The organism is Pseudochryseolinea flava (genome assembly GCF_003286915.1).
In the GTDB taxonomy this organism is placed as follows: Bacteria; Bacteroidota; Bacteroidia; order Cytophagales; family Cyclobacteriaceae; genus Ohtaekwangia; species Ohtaekwangia flava.
On the sequence record NZ_QMFY01000013.1, the window covers coordinates 85095 to 109371 of the forward strand.

Annotated in this window: 22 protein-coding genes; 14 read left to right on the plus strand and 8 right to left on the minus strand. The window is 44.0% G+C overall.

Translation table 11 applies throughout. The features are described 5' to 3' along the window. Positions 1–19: 19 nt before the first annotated feature. The 5 genes from DQQ10_RS20905 to DQQ10_RS20925 form a co-directional block, all read right to left on the minus strand. Positions 20–616 carry an ExbD/TolR family protein gene (locus DQQ10_RS20905; RefSeq protein ID WP_112748872.1) on the minus strand — a complete coding sequence of 199 codons (597 nt, stop codon included), beginning with the start codon at positions 614–616 and terminating at the stop codon, positions 20–22. Between the two features lie 24 nt (positions 617–640). After that, positions 641–1465: a MotA/TolQ/ExbB proton channel family protein gene (locus DQQ10_RS20910; RefSeq protein ID WP_112748873.1), complete on the minus strand. Its 825-nt coding sequence runs from the start codon at positions 1463–1465 to the stop codon at positions 641–643. Between the two features lie 97 nt (positions 1466–1562). Beyond that, entirely contained in the window at positions 1563–2207 is a 645-nt protein-coding gene (locus DQQ10_RS20915) for a DedA family protein (RefSeq protein ID WP_112748874.1), read from the minus strand. A gap of 95 nt (positions 2208–2302) precedes the next feature. Then, a complete protein-coding gene (locus DQQ10_RS20920) occupies positions 2303–2650 on the minus strand; it encodes a hypothetical protein (protein WP_112748875.1) in 348 nt (115 codons plus the stop codon). Between the two features lie 123 nt (positions 2651–2773). Beyond that, on the minus strand, positions 2774–3589 hold the full coding sequence (locus DQQ10_RS20925; RefSeq protein WP_112748876.1) for an outer membrane beta-barrel protein: 816 nt from the start codon (positions 3587–3589) through the stop codon (positions 2774–2776). 42 nt (positions 3590–3631) lie between these two features. Between DQQ10_RS20925 and prfB the strand changes: the two genes are divergently transcribed. The 13 genes from prfB (at position 3632) to DQQ10_RS20990 (ending at position 20715) form a co-directional block, all read left to right on the plus strand. Continuing rightward, positions 3632–4730, plus strand: a protein-coding gene (prfB, locus tag DQQ10_RS20930; protein WP_112748877.1) for a peptide chain release factor 2 whose coding sequence is annotated in 2 segments (ribosomal slippage) — positions 3632–3691 and positions 3693–4730 — 1098 coding nt in all. Because the reading frame shifts where the segments join, the coding sequence is not laid out codon by codon here. 48 nt (positions 4731–4778) lie between these two features. After that, positions 4779–5936: an MFS transporter gene (locus DQQ10_RS20935; protein ID WP_262511774.1), complete on the plus strand. Its 1158-nt coding sequence runs from the start codon at positions 4779–4781 to the stop codon at positions 5934–5936. Beyond that, the gene (locus tag DQQ10_RS20940; RefSeq protein WP_112748879.1) at positions 5933–6616 is read left to right on the plus strand and encodes a lysoplasmalogenase; all 684 of its coding nucleotides are present in this window, start codon (positions 5933–5935) and stop codon (positions 6614–6616) included. Before DQQ10_RS20935 ends, DQQ10_RS20940 begins: the two co-directional genes overlap by 4 nt. Positions 6617–6677: 61 nt before the next feature. Further along, positions 6678–7346, plus strand: coding sequence for an HAD family hydrolase (locus DQQ10_RS20945; protein WP_112748880.1), 669 nt, complete (start codon positions 6678–6680; stop codon positions 7344–7346). 141 nt (positions 7347–7487) lie between these two features. Further along, positions 7488–9188: a ribulokinase gene (locus tag DQQ10_RS20950; protein ID WP_112748881.1), complete on the plus strand. Its 1701-nt coding sequence runs from the start codon at positions 7488–7490 to the stop codon at positions 9186–9188. A gap of 1 nt (position 9189) precedes the next feature. After that, positions 9190–9888 carry an L-ribulose-5-phosphate 4-epimerase gene (locus DQQ10_RS20955; protein ID WP_112748882.1) on the plus strand — a complete coding sequence of 233 codons (699 nt, stop codon included), beginning with the start codon at positions 9190–9192 and terminating at the stop codon, positions 9886–9888. Continuing rightward, the gene (locus DQQ10_RS20960; RefSeq protein ID WP_112748883.1) at positions 9878–11902 is read left to right on the plus strand and encodes a glycoside hydrolase family 127 protein; all 2025 of its coding nucleotides are present in this window, start codon (positions 9878–9880) and stop codon (positions 11900–11902) included. The genes DQQ10_RS20955 and DQQ10_RS20960 overlap by 11 nt, the downstream gene beginning before the upstream one ends. A 61-nt stretch (positions 11903–11963) precedes the next feature. Next, positions 11964–13460 carry an L-arabinose isomerase gene (gene araA / locus DQQ10_RS20965; protein ID WP_112748884.1) on the plus strand — a complete coding sequence of 499 codons (1497 nt, stop codon included), beginning with the start codon at positions 11964–11966 and terminating at the stop codon, positions 13458–13460. Positions 13461–13500: 40 nt separating this feature from the next. Continuing rightward, the gene (locus tag DQQ10_RS20970; protein ID WP_112748885.1) at positions 13501–15189 is read left to right on the plus strand and encodes a sodium/sugar symporter; all 1689 of its coding nucleotides are present in this window, start codon (positions 13501–13503) and stop codon (positions 15187–15189) included. Between the two features lie 51 nt (positions 15190–15240). Next, entirely contained in the window at positions 15241–15930 is a 690-nt protein-coding gene (locus DQQ10_RS20975) for an NUDIX hydrolase (RefSeq protein WP_112748886.1), read from the plus strand. A gap of 259 nt (positions 15931–16189) precedes the next feature. Next, complete coding sequence (locus tag DQQ10_RS20980) at positions 16190–17749, plus strand: alpha-N-arabinofuranosidase (protein ID WP_394341993.1); 1560 nt, start codon at positions 16190–16192, stop codon at positions 17747–17749. A 29-nt stretch (positions 17750–17778) separates the two neighbouring features. After that, positions 17779–19740, plus strand: a complete 1962-nt coding sequence (locus DQQ10_RS20985) for an alpha-L-arabinofuranosidase C-terminal domain-containing protein (RefSeq protein WP_221409765.1) — start codon at positions 17779–17781, stop codon at positions 19738–19740. A gap of 24 nt (positions 19741–19764) precedes the next feature. Then, positions 19765–20715, plus strand: a complete 951-nt coding sequence (locus DQQ10_RS20990) for an arabinan endo-1,5-alpha-L-arabinosidase (RefSeq protein WP_262511775.1) — start codon at positions 19765–19767, stop codon at positions 20713–20715. Positions 20716–20744: 29 nt separating this feature from the next. Here DQQ10_RS20990 and DQQ10_RS20995 read toward each other — a convergent pair whose 3' ends face one another. After that, the gene (locus DQQ10_RS20995; protein ID WP_112748889.1) at positions 20745–21389 is read right to left on the minus strand and encodes an MgtC/SapB family protein; all 645 of its coding nucleotides are present in this window, start codon (positions 21387–21389) and stop codon (positions 20745–20747) included. A gap of 98 nt (positions 21390–21487) precedes the next feature. Next, complete coding sequence (locus DQQ10_RS21000) at positions 21488–22306, minus strand: head GIN domain-containing protein (RefSeq protein ID WP_112748890.1); 819 nt, start codon at positions 22304–22306, stop codon at positions 21488–21490. A gap of 102 nt (positions 22307–22408) precedes the next feature. On the opposite strand from DQQ10_RS21000, the gene DQQ10_RS21005 reads away from it, so the two are divergent. Further along, positions 22409–23026, plus strand: coding sequence for an IMPACT family protein (locus tag DQQ10_RS21005; RefSeq protein ID WP_112748891.1), 618 nt, complete (start codon positions 22409–22411; stop codon positions 23024–23026). On the opposite strand, the gene DQQ10_RS21010 is transcribed toward DQQ10_RS21005, so the two are convergent. Next, positions 23020–24273 carry a TCR/Tet family MFS transporter gene (locus tag DQQ10_RS21010; protein WP_112748892.1) on the minus strand — a complete coding sequence of 418 codons (1254 nt, stop codon included), beginning with the start codon at positions 24271–24273 and terminating at the stop codon, positions 23020–23022. The two genes, DQQ10_RS21005 and DQQ10_RS21010, sit on opposite strands and share 7 nt — an antisense overlap. Positions 24274–24277 lie beyond the last annotated feature (4 nt).

The following is a 24277-nucleotide window of genomic DNA, read 5'->3' on the forward strand; positions in this document are numbered from 1 at the left end:
TGCTTTGTGCTTTTAAATGTTATGAACCTTTTTCCATGTTCGTGATGAGGTTGAAGCGGTTAACCTTGTTGTCAGTCAACGTTTTCATTACCTTTTCTACTACGGGGTAGTTGGCTTTACCATCTCCCTTGATAGCGATCCTAAGTTTAGGGTTCGCCATGCGAGAGAAAATGATCCAATCCTTCAATTCGTTATGTAGGGAGTCAACCGGAATACCGGGTTGTTTGATGTGCTTACGCTCATCTGGCGCAAGGCTGATATACTCTCTCAATTGGCCAATCGGTAATCCAATACTAGACATCACCGCAAAGCGAGATGTTTCTTCGGGCGTAAAGTTGACCGAGTATTGCTTACCGATATTTCCCAACAGTTCTTGACGGTGATATTTACCATCGATACTGAAGAACACTCTGCCATCATCTGAAATGGTGATGAGCATAATGTCGGTGTCCGGGATGATGATCTCCGATACTGACGATGGAGCATCAACAGTTACCGGTTCATCTGGAACTGCATTGGCCGTGAGCATGAAGAACGTTACCAACAAGAACCCAAGATCCACCATTGGCGTCATATCCAATGAAGGCGTTGTTCTATGTGTTTTAATTTTTCCCATATCACGTTTCCGTTTATAAGTGAATTAGTGCTTTGTGTTCGCAGAGAAATTCTGAACGATGCTATAACCAGCTTCATCGATGTTGTAAGTCAACGCATCGATTTTGCTCGTGAAAAGGTTATAGAAAATGATCGCGATAGCTGATGTACCGATACCAAGGGCTGTGTTGATAAGGGCCTCAGAGATACCGTTTGCAAGACCTACTGAGTCAGGAGCACCAGCTTGTGCAAGACCCGCGAACGCCTTGATCATACCCAATACTGTACCTAAAAGACCAATGAGTGTAGCGATTGAAGCGATTGTCGCCAAGATCACAAGGTTCTTTTCGAGCATTGGCATTTCAAGTGAAGTTGTTTCTTCGATGTCCTTCTGGATGATAGAAATTTTCTTTTCAGCTTCGATTTCGTTGTTGTTAATAAGCTCAGTGTATTTTGTAAGACCAGCTTTTACCACATTGGCTACAGAACCTCTTTGCTTATCGCATTCTGCGAGTGCTTGCGTAATGTTACCGTTAGCGATCAAAGAACGAACGCGTTGTACGAAGCTCTTTACATTACCTTTTCCTTTGGCACGGCTGATCGTCAAGAAACGCTCAATCGCGAAAGTCAACGTCATCAAAAGAAGACCAATAGCCAAGGGTACGAGATAACCTCCTTTATAGAAGATACCGAAATAATCTCCCTCTTTTGGATGGCCTTCTACGTTACCATCAACAAAGTGTGACGGATCACCTAAGATAAAATGCCAGATCAGAAACCCTATGATAAGTTCAATCAATATAACAGAGGCCGCAAAACCTGACTTAAGGCTTTCTGATAAAGATGAAGAAGATGAATTTGAAGTTTTCATAAGTAGAATTAATTGTTAAATGGTTTTTAGTTTAGGAATAAGTTTGTTTTTGCGTGTTTGTAATAATGCGTAAGTAGTTGAATAGTCACAATTGTTATTAAATATTTTGATCATTTTTTGCGATTTGTTTTCGGTGACGGAACCAAGACACAACCACCGGAACAGCTGACAACAGCACCATGCCGACGACGATCAATTCCAAATGGTCTGTAATCGTTGGGAAGGTTTTCCCTAAAAGATAACCAGCCATGACCATCACCACAATCCAAATTGCGGCCCCTACAATATTGAAAAATAAGAACTTTCCAAACTCAATTTTGACCATCCCGGCTAGAATAGGGACGAAGGTACGAACAATGGGCAAGAACCGCCCCATGATAAAGGCCATCATTCCATGACGCGCGTAGAAATCTTGAGCCATATCAAGGTACTTTTTCTTATAAAAGAAGTTCTCTTTCTTATTTCGAAGGTAGTTCTCTGCGAGTTTTCCGAAGAAATAGCCCACACAAGTTCCGGCAATGGCGCAAAGCACGAGAAGCACGATCAGCAGCCAGACATCCATCTTTAGATATTCTTTGCAGAACAGACCTGCAATAAACAGTAACGAGTCGCCGGGAAGAAAGAAGCCAAAGAACAATCCTGTCTCTGCGAAGATAATGAATAACAAAAGCGTGAGGCCCCCGATCTTTATGATCTCTTCTGGGTTGGTTAAAAAGTCTAGAAATAGTAGATCAAAAATCATATAATGGTTATTAGCTAATGAATGTTAGCCAGTTGATGAATTAGTGATTAAATAAACTTAAAGGCGTTGCTAGTTACAGCAAAAACGTGTGACGCTCAAGGAGCATTGTCTGTCAATTGATTATAGAAGTAATTCCGTTCAGCATGTCCAATTGCAAGCGCCTCACTTAAAGTGACTTTGAGGCCAGCGATATCAACCGGAGCAAATGATTTTATGATCGTGGTAAGAGGAATTCTTGGTAGTGCTTGGTAGATAGACTCCGTGCCAATCGTAACTCTAAAAGTCATCTGTTGCATACAAGCACTGGCTTTCGGAGACGAATCGGTTTCTGCACGTGAATCAAAAGAGCCTTCAGTATGTGCACATAGAAAGATGAAAACAAGCATCAGCGCCTCACAACAAAGCCCCACCCATGGTTTAATATTGACCATCCCCATTTTCATAATCCGCAAATCTAAACGAAAATTCTCCAGAACACCGGTATTTAATAACGAAATATTACAATTTCTTAATAAGGAGAATTTTATAAGCTGGCCTTAAAAAATCAAGCCAGGAGCTGCAGAATACTATTTTATAAAGTAGCGAGCACCGAGTGAAATCGCGTTCAACGTCGTTGATTTACCCGACCCATCTGAATTATATAGCGGAGAGAAAGACTTTGTTCCGGTGGCATTGATCGCGATATGCTTTGTTACAGCAAAAGAAACATTGACAAGCCCCGAAACATTGAAACGCTCGAAATTGCCAATCTCATGTACCGCTTTACTTTTTACACGTTGATCTTGAAAATCATAATAAGATTCTACTTCAGATGACCGAAGCAACATCGAGAGCGATGGCCCTGCACTAATCTTTAGTTTTTCATTGAAGAACGAGGTGCCCGCAAGAATGGGCAATTGAAGGTAAATCAAAGCAGTATTGCCAACATTATCTGGGTTTGCCAATGGCGTAGCACCTAAGTCTTCAGCGACGTCACCGTATTGAATTTGATAGAAGGAACCCATAGGCACGCCTGTCCGCGTAGAACCGAAGTATTCATTAAAATTTTCGCCTTTCAATGAAATCAATGTGACGGATTTTTTATAACGAAAGTAATCAAGCCCGAGACCCGAGGTAATAAAGAATCGTGGATTGAATGTATAGTCCATTTGAAAGGACATGGATGCGCCTGCCTTGCCTTCATAAGATTGTTTGATTGAACTGACGCTCACCGCAGGAAGCGCATAGTATCCGCTGTTACGCGGCGTGTATAATAGTGTTTGATGCTCTGTGACTGAAGGTACAAAGGTGAAATTAGAGGCGGCAGAAATTTGAAAATTGCCAATTTGTGCGGATGAAGAAAATGCACCTAAAAGGAAAAATAGCAGTAACGATTGTCTCATAATGGGGTATATTTGCGACCGAATTTAAAGAAATTATCAAACATGACATCAGATCAATTGAAAGATTTGAAGGCTCGCGTTAGCGCCTTGAGGGGGTATCTTTGACTACGATCGTAAGACGATCGAAATAAAAGATGAAGAATTGATCACGCAACAAGGTGATTTTTGGAATAACCCTAAGCAAGCCGAAGTTATTTTAAAAAATATCCGCTCCAAGAAAGTATGGACGGATGCATTCGACCACGTTTCCAAGTTGCTCGACGATCTCGAAGTGCTCAATGAGTTCCATGACGCCGGTGATGTTGGCGACGATGAACTTGATCGCGAATACGCGCGCACAGCGAAATCCATCGAAGAGCTCGAGTTCAAAAAAATGTTGAGCAAAGAAGAGGATCAACTCAGTGCCGTGATCGAGATCAATCCTGGAGCAGGCGGAACGGAGAGTCAAGATTGGGCCGACATGCTCAACAGGATGTACATTATGTGGGGCGAAAAAAGTGGCTACAAAGTTTCGCAGATCGATTATCAATCTGGTGATGTTGCCGGTATTAAGTCTGCCACACTCGAACTCGACGGACCATTTGCCTACGGTAAATTAAAATCAGAAATCGGAGTTCATCGTTTGGTGAGAATTTCTCCCTTCGATTCTAATCAACGCCGTCACACATCATTTGCTTCAGTCTTTGTTTATCCGAAAGTTGACGACTCGATTCAAATTGATATCAATCCCGCCGATATTGAACTGCACACTTCACGTTCGGGAGGTGCCGGCGGCCAGAACGTGAACAAGGTTGAGACAAAAGTACAGTTGACGCATAAACCAACCGGAATCGTGATTGTTTGTCAGGTTGAGCGTTCACAACATGCGAACCGCGAGCGCGCCATGCAGATGCTCAAGTCGAAGTTGTATCAACTTGAGATGGAAAAACGACATGCAGAACGTGACAAGATAGAAGCTGGAAAAATGAAAATTGATTTCGGTTCTCAGATCAGAAATTATGTTTTGCATCCCTACAAGCTCGTAAAAGATGCGCGCACAGCAGTGGAGCGTCACGATGCACAGAACGTACTTGATGGAGATCTTGACGATTACATCAAAGCGTTCTTATTAGGCGCACAAGAACAACCACAGCAATCATAGGGCATGTTAACGAATAACCGATAACCGATCACCGATAACAAGCCCGCTTTGCGTTACGCTCGAAATTTTTGGCTCGTTTGCCTCAGCTCATTGCTTTTTTTTGCGAGCTTCAACATGATCATCCCCAAGTTGCCTGCGTACCTATCATCGATGGGTGGTGCTGATTACAAAGGGCTGATCATATCTGCCTTTACGCTCACAGCATTGCTTTCGCGGCCTTTCAGTGGAAAACTTGCCGATACCTTCGGGCGTGTGCCGGTGATTATTGTTGGCTCCGTTGTATGCATGATATGCAGCTTAATCTATCCGCTATTAACGTCTGTAAGTGGGTTTGTCATGCTTCGATTATTGCATGGATTTTCAACGGGTTTTACGCCCACGGGACAAGCTGCGTATCTCGCCGATATCATTCCTGCGAAGCAACGTGGAGAGGCAATGGGATTATTGGGCACAGCCGGCGCAGTTGGCATGGCAGGTGGTGCAGCTGTCGGCGGTTTTATCGCCAACGAATTTGGTTATCACGCATTGTTCTTTACATCGTCGGCAACGGCGTTGATTTCAATTGTTGTGTTAATGAACTTAAAAGAGTCGTTGCTCGCTAAATCTCATTTTCATTTCCGTAGGCTAAAGACATCAGCAAAAGACTGGCTAGAGCCCTTGGTATTGATACCCTGTATTGTGATTCTGCTCACGTGTTATGCTTATGGTGCCATGTTCACACTTTTACCCGACGTAGGTCTAGCACTAGGTGTTCGTAACGAAGGTGTGTTATTCAGTGCACTCATTCTGTCGTCACTCGCGGTGAGATTGATGGGAGGGAAAGCATCTGACCGTTGGGGAAGAATTGCCGTGTTGCGCATTTCCACGATGGTTATCGTTGTATCTACGGCAATCATCGCTTTGGCGAGCTCTACGTTGTTACTTTTTGTCGGCATCGTCTTATATGGATTTGGGCAAGGTGCTACGTCGCCAACATTACTCGCCTGGGCTACAGACTTGAGTGATGAAAACTTCAAAGCACGGGGGATTGCATCACTATATATCTTTATGGAGCTTGGCATTGGTGTAGGCGCTTTTGCTTCAGGAATGTTGTATAACAACACGTTCGACAATTTATTTCCTACCTTCATGGTGTGCAGTACACTTGCACTCTGTGCATTCGTCGTGGTCGTTACCCGTAAACCCACTCAAAAATTAGCAACATGAAAAAGATTTCACTAGCGCTATTCGTTGTGGCATCAGTGGGAGAATTAGTCGCCATCATGCTAGGAAATGATTTGTTGCACCAGACCTGCAAGCCACTTATTATGCTGTCGCTTTGCGGACATTATTGGTTTGTGTCTGAAGGAAATCATTCGCGTACGTTTGTCGTTGCCATGATTGCATCGTGGATCGGTGATGTCTTACTGATGGTTGCAGAAAAGGATGAAGCATACTTTCTATTCGGACTCGCAGCATTTCTCGTGACGCACGTTATGCTCATCATTACATTCCATCAATTTCGAGACAACAACGCAGGTAATCCGCTGCGTGGCGTTCAAAGTATTCGCATGGCATTCCCGGTTGTACTTGCCGGTACGGGACTGATCATTTTGTTATATCCGTCGCTAGGTGCTTTGAAATTTCCGGTTGTAGTATATGTACTCATATTGATGTGCATGGTGCTGGCAGCACTCTATCGTTATGGTAGAACGGATTTCAAAAGCATGATCACAGCGTTCGCGGGCGCATTACTATTCATGATGTCCGATTCTATTCTTGCCATTAACAAATTTTTGATGCCGCTCGATCACGCTGGATTTTGGATCATGCTTACCTACTGCGCTGGACAATTTTTGATTGTGCGCGGCGTTATACTTCATCCGTATAAAATCATTAATCGTTGATAAACGCAAATGGTCGTCGTCGATCTTTTTGCGTGAGCAACGTCTGCACTCTTTACAATCTATGACATCAGCAAAACACACTGCGTTCCTCTTTGATCTCAACGGTACAATGGTTGACGATATGCATTTTCATTTGAAAGTGTGGTTCGATCTGATCAATGGTGAACTCGGTGCGGGGCTTTCTCTCGAAGCTGTAAGAAGCCACATGTATGGCAAAAATCACGAAGTGTTTGATCGAATCTTCGGAAAAGGGAAATTTACGACGGAAGAAATTAGTGCGTTGTCTTTAAAGAAAGAGCTGCAATACCAAGCTGTATACAAGCCACATTTAAAGTTATTGCCAGGCTTGCGTTTATTTCTAGACAAGGCGCAACAGAAGAAAATTCCGATGGCTATCGGTTCAGCGGCACCTTCTATTAATATAGACTACGTGGTGGATAATCTTAACCTGCGCGATTACTTTCCAGCGATTGTGAGCGGCGAAGACGTAGTGCAGAGCAAACCTCATCCTTCTACATTTTTGCAAGCAGCCGCTCTTTTAAGCGCTAAACCGGAAACCTCTATTGTGTTTGAAGACGCTCCGAAAGGGGTTGAGGCGGCACAAAATGCTGGAATGAAGAGCGTTGTGCTCACAACGATGCATGATAAGGAGGAATTCAAGGCGTATTCTAACATTCTTTTCTTCGCGAAGGACTATACGGACCCCCGATTCGCTGACCTAATCGTATAAGTTGGCCAGATCGCACTTAAAGTCCCTAACAAGGGATTTTTTTATGCTAAAAATTATAACTGTTATGTTAACACTTATAATAAAATAAGTGTACCTTTAACAAGAATTACAAACGATTGAACATTTTGATATTCAAAGTTTATGGGAAATGAAGCATATGTGATTGGTGTCGATTATGGGACGGATTCAGTTCGGTCAATTATCGTCGACACCCGCAATGGGCAGGAGATTGCCTCTGCCGTTTATTATTATCCACGGTGGCGCGACGGCTTGTATTGCAATGCCTCATTAAACCAATTTCGTCAACACCCTTCCGATTATGTAGAGGGGCTGGAGCAAACGATAAAGTCTTGCCTAAAGAAGGCCGGCAATATCAATGGTGCGATCAAGGCGATTTCGGTCGACACAACTGGCTCGACACCTGTAGCGGTTGATAAGACAGGCACTCCACTGGCACTCACACCTGCGTTTGCAGAAAATCCGAATGCGATGTTCGTGCTTTGGAAAGACCATACGGCAACACGTGAGGCGCAAGAGATTAACGATCACGCCGACAAGTTTGAAACAAACTATTTGCAATATGTTGGTGGTATATATTCATCGGAATGGTTCTGGGCAAAATTGCTCCACATCCTTCGTGTCGATCCTGCTGTCGCGAAAGCATGTTACTCGTGGGTAGAACATTGCGATTGGATTCCCTTTCTACTGACTGGAGGAACCGACGTTCATGAGATGAAACGTGGTGTTTGTTCCGCAGGACATAAGGCATTGTGGGCGGAGGAATTTGATGGCCTTCCGCCGAATCAATTCTTCTCCTCGCTAGATCCATTGTTGGATGGTTTCACCGCAAGATTATTTACACATACTTATACCGCTGATAAACCTGCAGGAAGAATCAGTAAGGCATGGGCCGAGCGTTTAGATCTTCCCACTGATGTTGTGATTGGTGTCGGCGCCTTCGATGCGCATATGGGTGCCGTTGGTGGACAGATAGAGCCGTATCATCTAAGTAAAGTGATGGGTACTTCCACGTGCGATATGTTGGTAGCGCCACGCGCCGATATGCAGGGAAAACTTGTGAAAGGAATTTGTGGCCAAGTAGATGGATCGGTAATCCCTGGCATGATTGGACTAGAAGCAGGACAATCTGCGTTCGGTGATTCTTACGCCTGGTTCAAGAACGTACTATCGTGGCCGTTAAATACATTCTTACCTGCATCGAAAGTGATTTCACCGGAGGTAGCTGAGCGGTTGAAAGCAGAGATTAGCGACAACATGATTGCTGAACTCTCTAAGCATGCGGCGCAACTTCCGTTGCATGTCGACAATGAACTTGCGATTGATTGGCTCAACGGACGACGCACACCGGATGCGAATCAATTGTTGAAGGGTGCTTTCGCTGGCTTAAATCTGGGAAGTGATGCGCCTCAATTATTCAAAGCGCTTGTTGAAGCAACGTGCTTCGGTGCGAAGGCTATCGTTGATCGTTTCAATGATGAGGGGGTTCCTGTAAAAGGATTGATCGGACTCGGCGGTGTTGCGCGTAAGTCGCCGTACATTATGCAAGTGATGGCTGACGTCATGGGAATGTCTATTCGTATTCATCGTTCAGAACAAACTTGTGCTTTGGGTGCCGCGATGTTTGCCGCTACTGCTGCTGGTATTTATAAAGATGTAGAAGAAGCGATGCAAGTGATGGGGCGTGGTTTTGATCTGGAGTACCACCCTGATCGAAAAGCATCTGCATTGTATGCGAAGCGTTATCAACGCTACCTGCAACTAGGTACGCATCTCGAACAGAAAAAAAATGAAGTATCGGAACTTGTTTCAAACAGGAATTAAGATGAGCCGCTACCAAGATATTAAGCAAGCTGCGTATGAAGCCAATATGCAGTTGCCAAAACTAGGCCTTGTACTTTTTACATTTGGAAATGTAAGCGCAGTAGACCGGGCGTTGGGTGTATTTGCAATCAAGCCGAGTGGCGTTCCTTACGAAGAACTATCGCCGGAAAAAATGGTGATCGTTGATTTCGATAGCAACGTGGTTGAAGGAAAATTGCGCCCTTCTTCTGATACCAAGACACACGCTGTATTATATAAGCACTGGGAGCATATCGGTGGCATAGTCCACACGCACTCGACCTACGCCACCTCTTGGGCGCAAGCACAACGCGACATTCCTATCTTTGGAACAACGCATGCCGATCATAACACTGTTGATATTCCTTGTGCTCCTCCCATGGATGATAAGATGATCGAAGGTGATTATGAATATGAAACAGGTTTCCAAATCATCAACTGCTTGTTGAAGAGAAATCTCTCTTACGAGGAAATTGAAATGATTTTGGTAGGCAATCACGCACCTTTTACCTGGGGTAAAACACCACACAAGGCGGTTTATAACAGCGCAGTGCTAGAGTCTGTCGCGCAGATGGCCTATCTCACGGAACAAATCAACAGAGAGGCTCCACGCTTGAAAGATTCCCTTGTCAGAAAACATTATGAACGTAAACATGGCCCACATTCTTACTATGGACAATAAATTACGCAATACCATTTTTGTTTTATTCCTCTGCTTATCGTTTTCAGTACGCGCACAATTAAAGGACTATCCCATTCAAGGCGTCACTTTTACGCAAGTTAAACTAGACGATAAGTTTTGGTTGCCACGGATAGAAACAAATCATAAGGTCACCATACCAGCATCTTTCGCGCGCTGTGAAGAAACGGGGCGCGTGAAAAATTTCGATATGGCCGCTGCGAAGAGCGGAAAGTTTTGCACCGTATATCCATTTGATGATACTGACATTTACAAGACAATAGAAGGCGCATCGTTCTCATTGAGTTTATATCCGGATAAAAAGTTATCGCAGTATATCGACACGCTGATTATGAAAGTGGCAGCGGCGCAAGAGCCCGATGGATACTTGTACACAGCACGCACCATCAATCCGTCGGCACCACACGAATGGGCGGGACCCGAGCGTTGGATACTGGAGCGCGACAAAAGCCACGAACTTTATAATTCAGGTCACTTGTATGAGGCTGCCGTAGCGCACTTCTTAGCAACGGGGCAAAGAAATTTGTTGGACATTGCTATTCGCAATGCCGATCTAGTATGCAGCGTATTTGGCCCCGGAAGTGATAAACGTCATGTAGCACCTGGCCACCAAGTTGTAGAAATGGGACTGGTGAAGATGTATCGAATCACTGGTAAGAAAGAATACTTAGCAACAGCCAAATATTTTCTCGAACAACGTGGTCATCATCCTTACGATGCCAAGAGTAACAACCCGTGGATGAACGGTTCATATTGGCAAGACCATAAGCCTGTGGTTGATCAAGATGAAGCGATAGGTCACGCCGTTCGCGCAGGCTATCAGTATGCTGCAATGGCAGACGTTGCCGCACTTACGGGCGATGAGAAATTTTTGAAAGCCATCGATGCGATTTGGAACAATGTGGTGTCGAAGAAAATTTATGTTCAGGGTGGTGTAGGTGCACTCGGTGACGGCGAGCGCTTTGGCGATAACTACTATCTTCCTAATGAAAGTGCATACAATGAAACTTGCGCAGCGATTGCAAACGTCTATTGGAACCATCGCATGTTCATGCTGCATGGTGATTCAAAATACATCGACATTCTTGAAAAGTCCTTATACAATGGATTAATATCAGGGGTGGGCATGGATGGAAAATCTTTCTTCTACACCAATGTGTTGGAAGTGAAGAACAGTTCCCACGATCAACATCAAGAGTCAAGTCGATCTGGATGGTTTACATGTTCGTGCTGTCCGACAAATATCACACGACTCATACCATCGGTGCCGGGATACATGTATGCGCAGCAGGGTGATAAGTTGTATGTGAATCTTTTTGCGTCAAGTAAGTCGAAAGTGACAATCAATAAGAAGAATGTTGAAGTGATTCAAAGCAACAATTATCCATGGGATGGCGACTTGAAATTTTCGATCAACCCAGCATCATCGCTTCCATTTAGTTTGATGATTCGCATTCCGGGTTGGGCACAGCAGCAGGCCATTCCGTCTGATCTTTATACATTCTCAAATCCTTCGTCAAGCAAAGCATCCCTCACATTAAATGGGAAGCCCGTAGAATACAAAATTGAAAAAGGTTACGCGGTGTTGACGCGGACTTGGAAGAAGGGCGATGTCGTGAGCGTAAACTTGCCAATGGACGTACAACGCGTGGTTGCCAACGCAAATGTGAAAGACGACGCAGGGCGTGTGGCCATACAACGCGGACCGCTTGTGTATTGCGCGGAATGGCCCGACAACAGCGGTAGAACTGCTAACATTATTTTGCCGCAAGGCATAGCTTTAAAACCCGAGCTTAAAAAGGACTTATTGAATGGCGTTGTTGTACTAACAGGTGACGCTGCCGCAGTCACGGTTGATGCTCTGGGAACAACCATAAGCACTGTGAAGCAACCTATCGTGGCAATTCCTTACTACGCTTGGGCGCATCGTGGAAAAGGTGAGATGACGGTGTGGTTCCCCGAGAAAGTAACCAGTGTTGACCTCAATTCGAAATAATAAGAATACAGATCGTGTGTGATCACGGATTAAAAAGTAATAACAGATAACTACTAGATAAATGATTAAGCTAAAAAACTTTGAAGTTTGGTTTGTAACGGGAAGTCAGTTTCTATATGGTGAAGAGACTTTGAAGCAAGTTGCAGCGCATTCGCAAGAGATTGCAAAGGCGTTAGATTCTTCATCAAAAATTCCGACGACAGTTGTGTTTAAGCCCGTACTGAAAACACCCGAAGAAATTTACCAGCTATGTCAAGATGCTAATGCTGCAAAAAATTGTATTGGAATCATTGCCTGGATGCACACTTTCTCGCCTGCAAAAATGTGGATCGGCGGATTGAAAATTCTGCAAAAGCCATTGTTGCATTTGCATACACAGTTCAATCGTGATATTCCATGGAAAGATATCGACATGGATTTTATGAATCTTAATCAGAGCGCACATGGTGATCGTGAATTTGGATTTATCATGAGTCGCATGCGACTGAATCGCAAGGTTGTCGTAGGTCACTGGCAAGATGGAAATGTGCAAGAGCGCATTAATGTATGGATGCGTGCAGCTGCTGGATGGAACGATTTACAAGGTGCGCGTTTTTGTCGCTTTGGTGATAACATGCGTCAGGTTGCTGTTACGGAAGGAGACAAGGTTGAGGCTGAGATTAAATTTGGCTACGCGGTGAATGGTTATGGCGTTGGTGACTTGGTGAAAGTGATTGGTGCTGTAAGCGATGCCGAGATCGATACATTGTGTGCCGAATATGAGTCACTTTATACCGTAGCGAAATCGCTTCGTAAAGGCGGTGATCAATCATATGCTTTGCGCGAATCTGCGCGTATTGAAATTGGCCTCCGTCAATTTTTACAAGCTGGAAATTTCAAAGGGTTTACAGATACGTTTGAAGACCTTCATGGTATGGTGCAGTTGCCTGGCCTTGCCGTTCAACGATTAATGGCGGAAGGCTACGGTTTCGGAGGCGAAGGTGATTGGAAAACAGCAACACTTGTACGCGCGATGAAAGTGATGGGAAGTGGATTGAAAGGTGGTAATTCATTTATGGAAGACTACACATATCATTTCGATCCATCAAACCCAATGGTATTGGGCGCACACATGTTGGAAATTTGTGAATCGATCGCCGACGGTAAACCATCTTGTGAGATTCATCCACTTGGAATTGGAGGTAAAGCGGATCCGGTACGCCTCGTGTTTAATAGTGCGGCGGGAGAAGCATTGAATGCATCGATCATTGATATGGGAAATCGATTCAGATTACTCGTGAATGAAGTTTCTGCGGTAGCACCGAAAGAAGAACTTCCGAAGTTACCGGTAGCACGCGTGTTGTGGAAACCTTATCCTGACATGTACACCGGTTGCGCAGCATGGATATTAGCTGGTGGTGCGCACCATACTTGCTACAGTCAGAACTTGACATCTGAACACCTGCAGGATTTTGCCGATATGGCCGACATCGAATGTGTTCACATCGGAAAAGAAACCAATATTCATCAGTTCAGGAATGAACTACGATGGAATGAAATGTATTACAACAAGCTTTAAGCAATAACGTCAACAACAACCGCCCTAATCCTAAACCTATATGAATCATTCTCTAGTCTTAGCAGACTATCTGGTCTGTATTATCTACTTTTTAATCGTAGCCGGCTATGGCTTTTGGGTCTATAATCAAAAGAAGAAAGCTGTCACAGATACGAAGGATTTTTTTCTCGCAGAAGGATCGCTTACATGGTGGGCCATTGGTGCATCGTTGATAGCCTCGAATATTTCTGCTGAGCAATTTATCGGGATGAGTGGTGAAGGATTTTTTGTTGGTATTGCTGTTGCTGCCTACGAATGGATTGCTGCCATCGCGTTGATCATCATCGCGGTGTGGTTCATTCCCATTTATCTCAAGAACAAAATCTACACGATGCCGCAATTTTTGAAAACGCGCTATAACGAAACGGTAGCGTTGATCATGGCGGGCTTCTGGTTGTTCTTGTACATCTTCGTTAACCTCACATCAATTTTATACTTGGGTGCAGTAGCAATCAACGGATTGGTAGGCGGCGAATCATTGCACGTGATTATGCTCGGACTCGCCATTTTTGCGCTGGTGATTACGCTCGGCGGAATGAAAGTGATCGGCTACACCGATGTAATCCAAGTGGGTGTTTTGATTATTGGTGGATTAGCGACAACATATTTAGCGTTGACAATTGTGAGTGAGAAATTCGGCTTAGGCTCGAGTGCGTTAGAAGGCTTCAAAGTGTTGATGAAAGATGCTCCGGATCATTTTCATATGATCATCGATAAACCAGGTCCTGATTCAACACAAGAACATATCAATAAGTACTTGGTGTTGCCTGGCATCGCGATGTATTTCGCAGGACAGTGGATCGTAAATCTTAACTACTGGGGATGTAATCAGTACATCACGCAACGTGCGCTGGGGGCCGACCTGCAAACTGCACGCACGGGAATTTTGTTCGCTGGTTTCTTAAAGTTGATGATGCCCATCATCGTGATGCTGCCAGGTATTGCGGCTTATGTGTTGTATAAAAATGGACATCTTCCACAATTGGAAGGCGGAAGTAAAGATGGCGCGTATTCAGCAATCTTAGGTTTCTTGCCAAGTGGATTGAAAGGGTTATCAATCGCAGCGCTCACAGCAGCAATTGTTGCGTCGCTCGCAGGCAAAGCAAACAGTATCTCGACAATCTTCACTTTAGACATTTATAAAAAGTATATCGACGGTGCAGCCAACGAAAAGAAACTTGTATGGGTAGGCCGACTTTCTGTAGTGGTGTCTATGATTGTTGCATTGATCTTTACATGGGAAGATCTCCTCGGTATTGGTGGCGAAGGTGGATTTACATTCATTCAAAAATATACAGGGTTCATTAGTCCAGGTGTGTTTGCCATGTTCATCTTAGGGATGTTCTGGAAACGCACGACGGGCGCCGCGGCGATTGCCGGTGTTGTTACTGGATTTGCGTTATCGGTTTTCTTCAATCAAATGGCGCCACAATTACTCGGAAACGAAACGTTTTTATACACGGCATATCCCAACGGTAAAGGTGGATATGAAATTCCATTCTTGATTTGCATGGGACTTTCGTTCCTCTTCACGGTGTTGGTTATGGTCATAATGAGTTTAAGCGGGCCGAAAATTAATCCGAAATCATTCGACATCGATGCTGAAATGTTTAGAGTAAAGCCTTCAACAACGATCATGATAATTATGACATTTCTAATTTTAGCCGCGCTCTATGTTAAATTCTGGTAATATTGTAGATATTTAGCGGTATAGCCCAAACCAACCAACAAAAGACCCGCAATGGATATTGACAAGTACACAAGTCACGACCGCGTTTTGGTCGCCGTTGACTGCATCATCTTCGGATTTGATGGCAGTCAATTGAAAGCGCTGCTAATTAAAAGAGGTTTTGAACCTGAGAAAGGTAAGTGGTCGCTGATGGGTGGTTTCGTCAACAGAGATGAAAGCACCGATGAAGCTGCTATTCGCGTTTTGCATCAACTCACCGGAATGCACGACATCTACATGGAGCAATTGTATTGCTTCAGTGATGTTAACCGCGATTCCGAAGGACGTGTTATTTCGATAGCCTACTATGCACTCATCAACATTGCAGATTATAGTGAGCAACTTCAGCTTGAGCACGAAGCGCGTTGGTTTCCGCTAAACTCAATACCAGATTTAATATTCGATCATAAGGACATGCTTGAAAAAGCAAAAGATCGTCTTCAACAAAAAGTTGCCAATCACCCGATTGGTTTTGAATTGCTTCCAGGAAAATTTACACTTCCGCAGTTGCAAAATCTGTACGAAGCGATTTATGAAAGTCCGCTTGATAAGCGCAACTTCACCAGAAAGGTTCTTTCATTGGGCATACTTAATAAGCTCAACGAAAAAGAAAAAGAATCTTCGCGTAAAGGCGCATTCTATTATGTATTCGATAAAGCGAAATACAGTAAACTACACCATGAAGGGGTGAAGTTCATTTAAGCACAAAGAAAGTAAAAGTGACCGGTGTAGCGCCGGTCATTTTTTTTGGAACACATCTACATTATTTATGTAGTGAATAAAAATAATAAGTGTGGTTCATACCTTTTAAATAAATAAGTGTAAATTGTACATTATTTACAAACGATTGATAGGATCTGAATTAGGCATTTTCACAGCAGCGTTCTGATCTTGACAGTTGTTAAAAAACAATCACCTAATACGGACTGCCGATTTGAGCAATCCAGATAAACCAGAAAGTATGATGAGACGACCAATCACCAAATCCTTTTTACTTGTTGTTTTTTCAACCTACCTGTCGCTGATGGCGTATGGGCAGAGCAATACCATCGAACTTTTGCCCAATGCGCAAGAGACGGTTGTGAGCAAAAATATTTACGGGCATTTCGCGGAGCATTTGGGTCGATGCATTTACGATGGATTTTATGTTGGTGAAAAAAATACAACGATCCCGCACACATCCGGTGTTCGTAACGATGTAGTGGATGCGTTGAAGAAATTGAAAGTTCCTAATCTTCGTTGGCCTGGCGGATGTTTTGCAGATACATATCATTGGAAAGACGGTATTGGTCCAAAAGATAAAAGACCCACGATCGTTAACCAGTGGTGGGGTGGTGTTACTGAAGACAACAGTTTTGGGACACACGATTTTCTAAATATGTGTGAGTTGATCGGCACTGAGCCGTACCTCGCTGGTAATGTTGGAAGTGGCACGGTACAAGAGTTTGCAGAATGGGTTCAATATGTTAATCATCCAGGTGTGAGCCCGATGTCGAATCTTCGAAAATCAAATGGTAGAGAGAAGCCTTGGAACGTTTCGTTCTGGGGTGTAGGAAATGAAGCTTGGGGTTGCGGCGGTAACATGCGCGTTGAACACTATGCGAATATCTATCGCCAGTATGCAACGTTTATGTCAGACTGGTCGAATAGCAGCAAATTATTTCGTATAGCGTCGGGCGCTAACGAAGCAGACTATCATTGGACAGAAGTATTGATGCGTGACATTCCGCACCACATGCTCGATGGTATTGCGTTGCATCATTACTCGACAGTGGAGTGGAATCATAAAGGATCAGCCACCGCATTTACTGAAGAGCAATATTTTGCTACAATGAAATCTGCTTGGTGGATGGAAGAACTGGTGACCCGTCACTCGACGATCATGGACAAGTATGACCCGAAGAAAAAAATTGCATTGGTTGTTGATGAATGGGGCGGATGGTACAATGTTGAAGATGGTACTAACCCGGGATTCCTTTACCAACAGAATACCATGCGCGACGCGATGATTGCCGGCATGACGCTAAATATATTTAACAACCATGCCGAGCGGGTTCGAATAGCCAACCTCGCACAAACAATCAATGTGTTGCAATCTGTTATTCTTACAAAAGAAGATAAGATGATTCTCACGCCAACTTACCACGTGATGGAGATGTACAATGTGCATCAGGATGCGAAGCTCGTTCCGTTGGTGATTAAATCAGCAGAGTATAAGTTTAACAACCAGTCGCTTCCTGCGGTGTCGGCTTCTGCTACAAAAGATGCGAAAGGAGCAACGCATATTTCATTGGTGAATATTGATTCAAAACAGTCGCAAGAAATTACGATAGACCTTTCTCGTAATGAATACAAAACGGTGAGCGGCCGAATTTTAACGAGCGCGAAAGTTCAGGACTTCAACTCTTTCGAGCAAACGGATAAGATTAAGCCTGCAGCATTCAAAGATGCGCAGTTGAAAAACGGAAAACTTCAAGTGAAACTTCCGCCATTCTCAGTGGTGGTGCTGGAATTGAAATAAGTAGGGGTTAGTCACGATAAATTTTAGTTATGAATCTAAAGAAGTTGATGATCACGCTCGGGTGTTCTGTGATCGCATGGTATAGTTATGGCCAATCGAAAATAACGGTGAATACCGATAAGCCGATCGCGGAAATTCAACCGACGATGTGGGGAATTTTTTTCGAAGACATCAATCTTGGCGCTGATGGCGGATTATATGCTGAGCTTATCAAAAATCGATCTTTCGAATTTTATTCGCCGATGATGGGCTGGAAAGAAATTAAGAAAGACGGCGCAACAGGATCTGTACTTATCGAAAATCGTACGACAACAAACAAAAATAATCCACGCTATGCTCGTTTTACTTTCGATGCATCAAAGGGAAGCTACGGTATTTCCAACGAAGGTTTCCGTGGCATGGGTATCAAAAAAGACTTACAATATCATTTTTCATTGTGGGCAAGAGCAGTCGAAGGAAATGGAAAAATGCGTGTCGAATTAGTGAACAGTGAAGACGAATCTATTGGAAGTGCGACGTTGACGGTTGGCAAAGATTGGACAAAACAAAAAGTTAGCTTCACTGCGACGAGTACTGATCTGAAAGCCTCTTTCAAAATCTGGTTTGAAGGCAAAGGAATTGTTGAAGCCGATATGATCTCACTTTTTCCGAACGATACATGGAAAGGAAGACCTGAAGGACTACGACAAGATCTCGTTCAATTACTCGCTGATATGAAACCTGGATTTCTTCGTTTCCCCGGAGGATGTATCGTTGAAGGGAGAGAACTTGTTACACGGTATCAATGGAAAAAAACTGTCGGCAAAATTGAAGATCGTGAACTGATTGTGAATCGCTGGAATTCAGAATTTAAACATCGGTCTACGCCTGACTATTATCAAACATTCGGCTTAGGATTCTTTGAGTACTTCCAGTTGTCAGAAGACATTGGTGCATCACCTCTGCCAATTTTAAATTGTGGTATGGCATGCCAGTTCAACACGGGTGAAGTTGTTCCATTGGAAGAACTTGATCCATACTTGCAAGATGCGCTTGACCTGATCGAATTTGCCAATGGCGACGTTAACACGACATGGGGAAAGCTAAGATCCGATTTAGGGCATCCCGCGCCTTTCAATTTGAAATTTTTAGGAATCGGTAATGAGCAGTGGGGACCTCAGTACATCGAGCGTTACAAAGTTTTTGCAAAAGCGATTAAAGCCAAGTATCCGGAAATAAAATTGGTAACAAGTGTTGGACCTTCACCAGATGGTGAGCTGTTCGATTATTTAAATCCAACATTGCGCGAGTTGAAAGCCGATATTTTGGACGAACATTATTATAAGAATCCGGAATGGTTTCAGCAAAATGCTTCACGCTATGACAACTATGATCGCAAGGGACCGAAAATTTTCGCTGGTGAGTATGCTGCACAGAGCGCAGGTATTGCTAGTCCGGAGAACAAAAACTCATGGAAGTGCGCACTGTCTGAAGCGGCATTCATGACGGGCCTTGAGCGCAACGCCGACGTGGTGTATATGGCATCGTATGCCCCACTCTTCGCGCATGCAGAAGGTTGGCAATGGACACCGGATCTCATTTGGTTCAACAACCTCGAAGCATACGGAACGGCCAACTACTATGTGCAGAAGTTGTTCGCAAGCAACAAGGGTACTAACGTTCTTTCTATACTTGAAGACAAAGAAAAATTGACAGGGCAGAAAGGAATTTATGCAACTGCCGCTTGGGACAACGCCACGAAAGAAATCATTGTGAAACTTGTGAATGTTACCGACAAGGAGGCAAGGCACAACGTTGAGCTTGCGGGAGGAAAAAAAATCAATTCAACAGGTACGCTAACAATACTGAAGAGTCAAGATCTAGACGCTGTGAATTCATTCGGCTCGCTAAATATTAAGCCGACTGAAGAAAAAGTTTCTGTAAAGGGAAAAACTGTAGCGATAGCGTTGGCGCCGTATTCCATGACCGTGCTAAAAGTTAAAACAAAGTAATCAGTGGTTCGTGTACTGCTAGTCGTGATAATTTTTTGTGGCCTACAATGTAAAACGTTGGCCCAGAATATTCGTGTACACGATCCGGTTATGATCAAGCAAAACGGAGTATACTACTTGTTCTGTACGGGCAAGGGTATCTCCGTTTTTTCTTCAACGGATATGAAAAACTGGAAAGAAGAGAAGCCAGTTTTTAATGCACCTCCTGCATGGGCAGTGGAAGCTGTGCCAGGATTTAAAGGACATGTTTGGGCACCAGATGTTTCTTTTCACAACGGAAAATTTTATCTCTACTACTCAGTTTCTGCATTCGGGAAAAATACTTCATGCATCGGTGTAGCAACCAACGAAACACTGAATTCTCAGGAGAAAAATTTTAAATGGGTTGATCATGGCAAAGTCATTCAATCTGTTCCAGGTCGCGATCTCTGGAATGCCATCGATCCGAATTTGATTTATGACGACGCACAAATTCCATGGCTTGTATTCGGATCATTTTGGAGTGGAATGAAGTTGGTGAAGCTTGACAAGACGCTCACTAAAATTGCAGATCCGCAGGAGTGGTACACGGTTTCGAAGCGCTCACGTGATTTTAAACGGGCGGATCATGATGGTGGCGATGCAGCCGTTGAAGCGCCGTTCATTTTTAAACACAAGCAATATTATTACCTCTTTGTCTCGTTCGATTATTGTTGTAAAGGTGTCGACAGCAACTATAAGATCATGGTTGGTCGTGCTGAGAAAATTCACGGCCCCTATGTAGATAAGGATGGGAAGCGAATGGATGAGGGCGGGGGATCACTACTGCGTGGCGGCGATGCTGCTTGGCCAGGTGTAGGTCATAACGCTGTCTACACTTTTGACGGTGTCGACTATTTAGTCTTTCATGCTTACGATGCTGCGGATCAAGGCAAACCAAAATTGAAGATCGAAAAGTTATTGTGGCATGACGACGGGTGGCCGTATGTGGAATGAGTTTACTTGAGCCGTCGCTACTTCACCCATCAATATTCGTAACATTTTATACGCGCTTCTTCTTTTAAAAACGCATTAAATGCTTCAAGCCTCGCTTCCGTACCAAATACTTCATATACCAGTATTGTGCTGTCTTCTTTCTTCATATCACGTTCTTGCAGATAGCGAAGTTGCAGAGATGATAGTTTTACGTTGATAAGTTCTTTCAGTGCATGCGTGCGCTCAAACTCGATCTTATACGTTCGTGCTTGATGTTGTCGGGAGATTTGCAATTTTACTTTTTCGAAAAGTGTCAGCACGACGATGACGATGACCGACCCCGATAGTGCAATGAAATATTCCCCTGCGCCGACCGCCATGCCCAGCGCGGCAGAAATCCAAATGGTAGTTGCGGTAGTAATTCCACTGACAGTTAGGCCGTCGCGGAAGATTACGCCTGCGCCAAGAAATCCGATACCTGTAACGACGGTGGAAGCGATGCGGTCGGGAGATGCGCCCCCAATAGCGATGGAGATTTCCGTAAAGATTGTGGCGCCCAAGCAGATCATGATAATCGTACGAAGGCCAGCGGCTTTGCTACGATATTCCCGCTCCATGCCAATGGCCGTGCCAATAACAAAAGAGAGGAATAGTCTAAAAGCTGACTCTAAATCAAATTGTAAATCAATTTCCATGGTGAAAGCTATGAAAAATTGATGCCCGAGACATACTCGCAAAAAAAAAAGCTGTCCCAAATTCTTTGAGACAGCCTTTAACGGTTAATGATATGTTCTTAGAACTTGCTTACTTTTCCACTACCTGTTGCGCTGCTATTCACTTTGCTCGGGTTGCCTTTATAAGTAACGGTACCACTACCTGTAATGTTTGCATCCAGCTCATTTGTAACGTTAATCTCTACGTCGCCTGAACCAGAGATGCGCACATCGCAGCGATTTGTTACTAAATCGCGGCACAGAATTTTTCCTGAACCCGTCACGGATGTTTTTACATACTTGGCTGAACCACTTCCTTCAATCTTACCCGACCCTGAAATGGCGAAGTCAGCGTTGTCCGTTATAGCAAGCGTGAAATCAATGCCACCGGATCCGCTTACATCGCTTTCAAGACTTTTTGCGCTTCCTTTCAAATCCATATTACCTGAACCCGACACGTTAGCGTCCATGCTTCCAGAAGCGGCAACGTCAATTTTTAGAGATCCAGATCCACTTACTGATAATTCAACATTGTCGGTTGTGAATTTTGTTTCGCCGATGGCATCACCGGAACCTGCAACATTTAATCCTTCGAGTTTTGTTACTGTGATGTAAACTGTAATCTGGTCATCACTGCCCCAGCTCCAATCAGACCATTTTCCTTTTTTGCCAATCACAAGTTTGGAACCTTCTACTTCGGTTTCAATTTGACTCACGATATCTTTTTTACCTTCGATCTCTACCTTTTGCGAGCTGCCTTGGCGGATGTATAATTTGCCAGGCGTACGGAACGAGACTTTTGTGAACGATCCAACGGAGCGAGTCTCACGATTTTGGGCGAAAAGCGTAGTGACGCAAAGTATGAGCGCTAAGCTGAGGAGTGATAATTGTTTTTTCATAGTTAAATGGATTACGGACTAAGAGACAGGAACAGTTAAAGGAGGTTGCATACAAGATGCATTTATTTCCTTTCTTTGACGAAAAAAAATCAATCAGGTTACATGCCTGTTTTCAGTTATCAAACCATCGAGAAGCCGTGTGAAGGCACGTATAAGGAAAAGGGAAGCAAATTCCTTGCTTTTGCCTACCCTGTGCAATCCGAGGGCGAAATAAAAGAACGCTTAAATGACTTAAGAAAAATTTATTTCGACGCACGACATCACTGTTACGCTTGGATTCTCGGCCCTGAAAAAAAGATATTTCGCGCTGCTGACGATGGTGAACCAAATCATTCTGCTGGCGATCCCATTATCGGACAGATTCGTTCGAAAAATCTCACCGATGTGCTTGTCGTGGTCGTGCGATATTTTGGTGGCGTGAAGCTTGGTGTTGGTGGGCTTGTGAGCGCATATAAAACTTCTGCAGAAGCGGCGTTGAATGATGCTGTGATTATTACCAAAGAAGTCTTCCATACCTTTCAAATTCAATACGATTACCCGGTTACGCCAGATGTGATGAAGTTGGTGAAGGAATTTGAATTGAAAATTTTGGAGCAAGATTTTCAATCACGATGCTTTATGCGCGGTGAAGTTCCCCTTCGTGAGAAGGAAAAATTATCAGCGAAGGTTAAATTGATGAACGCATTGAGTATACCCGTGGTATTAACGTTTGATCAATGATGCGATGGTGGTACTTGATCAGGTGCTACTTCGGTTACCAATAAATTTTTCTTTAAACTCACGCGCGCCATCAGTGCGCTGATGATCATGAATACGGCACCGGTAATCATCGCTGCGCCTGGAAAATATCCAACCGGGTTGGGCTTAGAAAAATAATAGAATAATTCGCTCATCATGATTGGCCCAAAGATCGATGTAATGCTGATCAAACTTGTGAGTGACCCTTGTAATTCTCCTTGCTCATTTGGGGGTACCTGTTTAGACATGATGCCTTGCAACGCCGGCCCTGTAATACCGCCGAGGCAATACGGTACTAAAAAAGCGTACATCATCCAACCTTGTGTGGCAAGGCCGAGAAGGATCAAACCAATTGCGTTGAGGAAGACGCCAATGTATACGCTTCTTCTTTCACCGAGTTTGGGTATAACAAAACGAATGAGTCCTCCTTGCACACCGGCGATAAGTACACCGACAAATGCGAGTGACAGTCCAATGTCGAAGCCCGTCCATCCAAATTTGAATTCTGTATAAAACGACCATGTACTTTGAATAGCATGCGACGCCATGTAGAGTAGTACGATGGAGGCAACGAGCCCGAGGATAACTTTGTAGCGCAGTAAAAATTTTAATGTACCAAGTGGATTAGCACGTCTCCAATCGAATGGTCTTCGATGAGCAGGGTCGAGTGATTCCGGCAGGATGAAAAATCCGTAAAGCCAATTTAGCAACGTGAGTACAGCGGCAGCAGCAAATGGTGCACGCGGTCCAAACTTCGAAAGAACGCCACCTAGTGCCGGACCGAGTATGAATCCAAGTCCGAATGCAACGCCGATGATTCCATAACTTTGTGCGCGTTTTTCGGGCGGTGTTACGTCAGCGATGTATGCTGACGCCGTGGTAAAGCTCGCGCCCATGATGCCGGCAATGATCCGACCGACGAAAAGCCATGCTATCGTCGGTGCAAAAAATAAGAGTAAATAGTCGAGTGCAAAACCGAAAAGCGAAGCAAGGAGTACCGGGCGCCGTCCAAAGCGATCACTCAAGTTTCCAACGAGCGGTGAGAAAAGAAATTGCATTGCACCGAAAGCTGCCAACATCCATCCATTGATTTCGGATGCTTCATTCGCCTCCACGTGCATCAAGTCGCCAATCAATTCCGGCATTACGGGGATGATGATCCCGAATCCCATGACGTCAATAAGCAACGTAACAAAAATAAATCCTAATGCGGCTTTTCTTTTTTCCATCCTT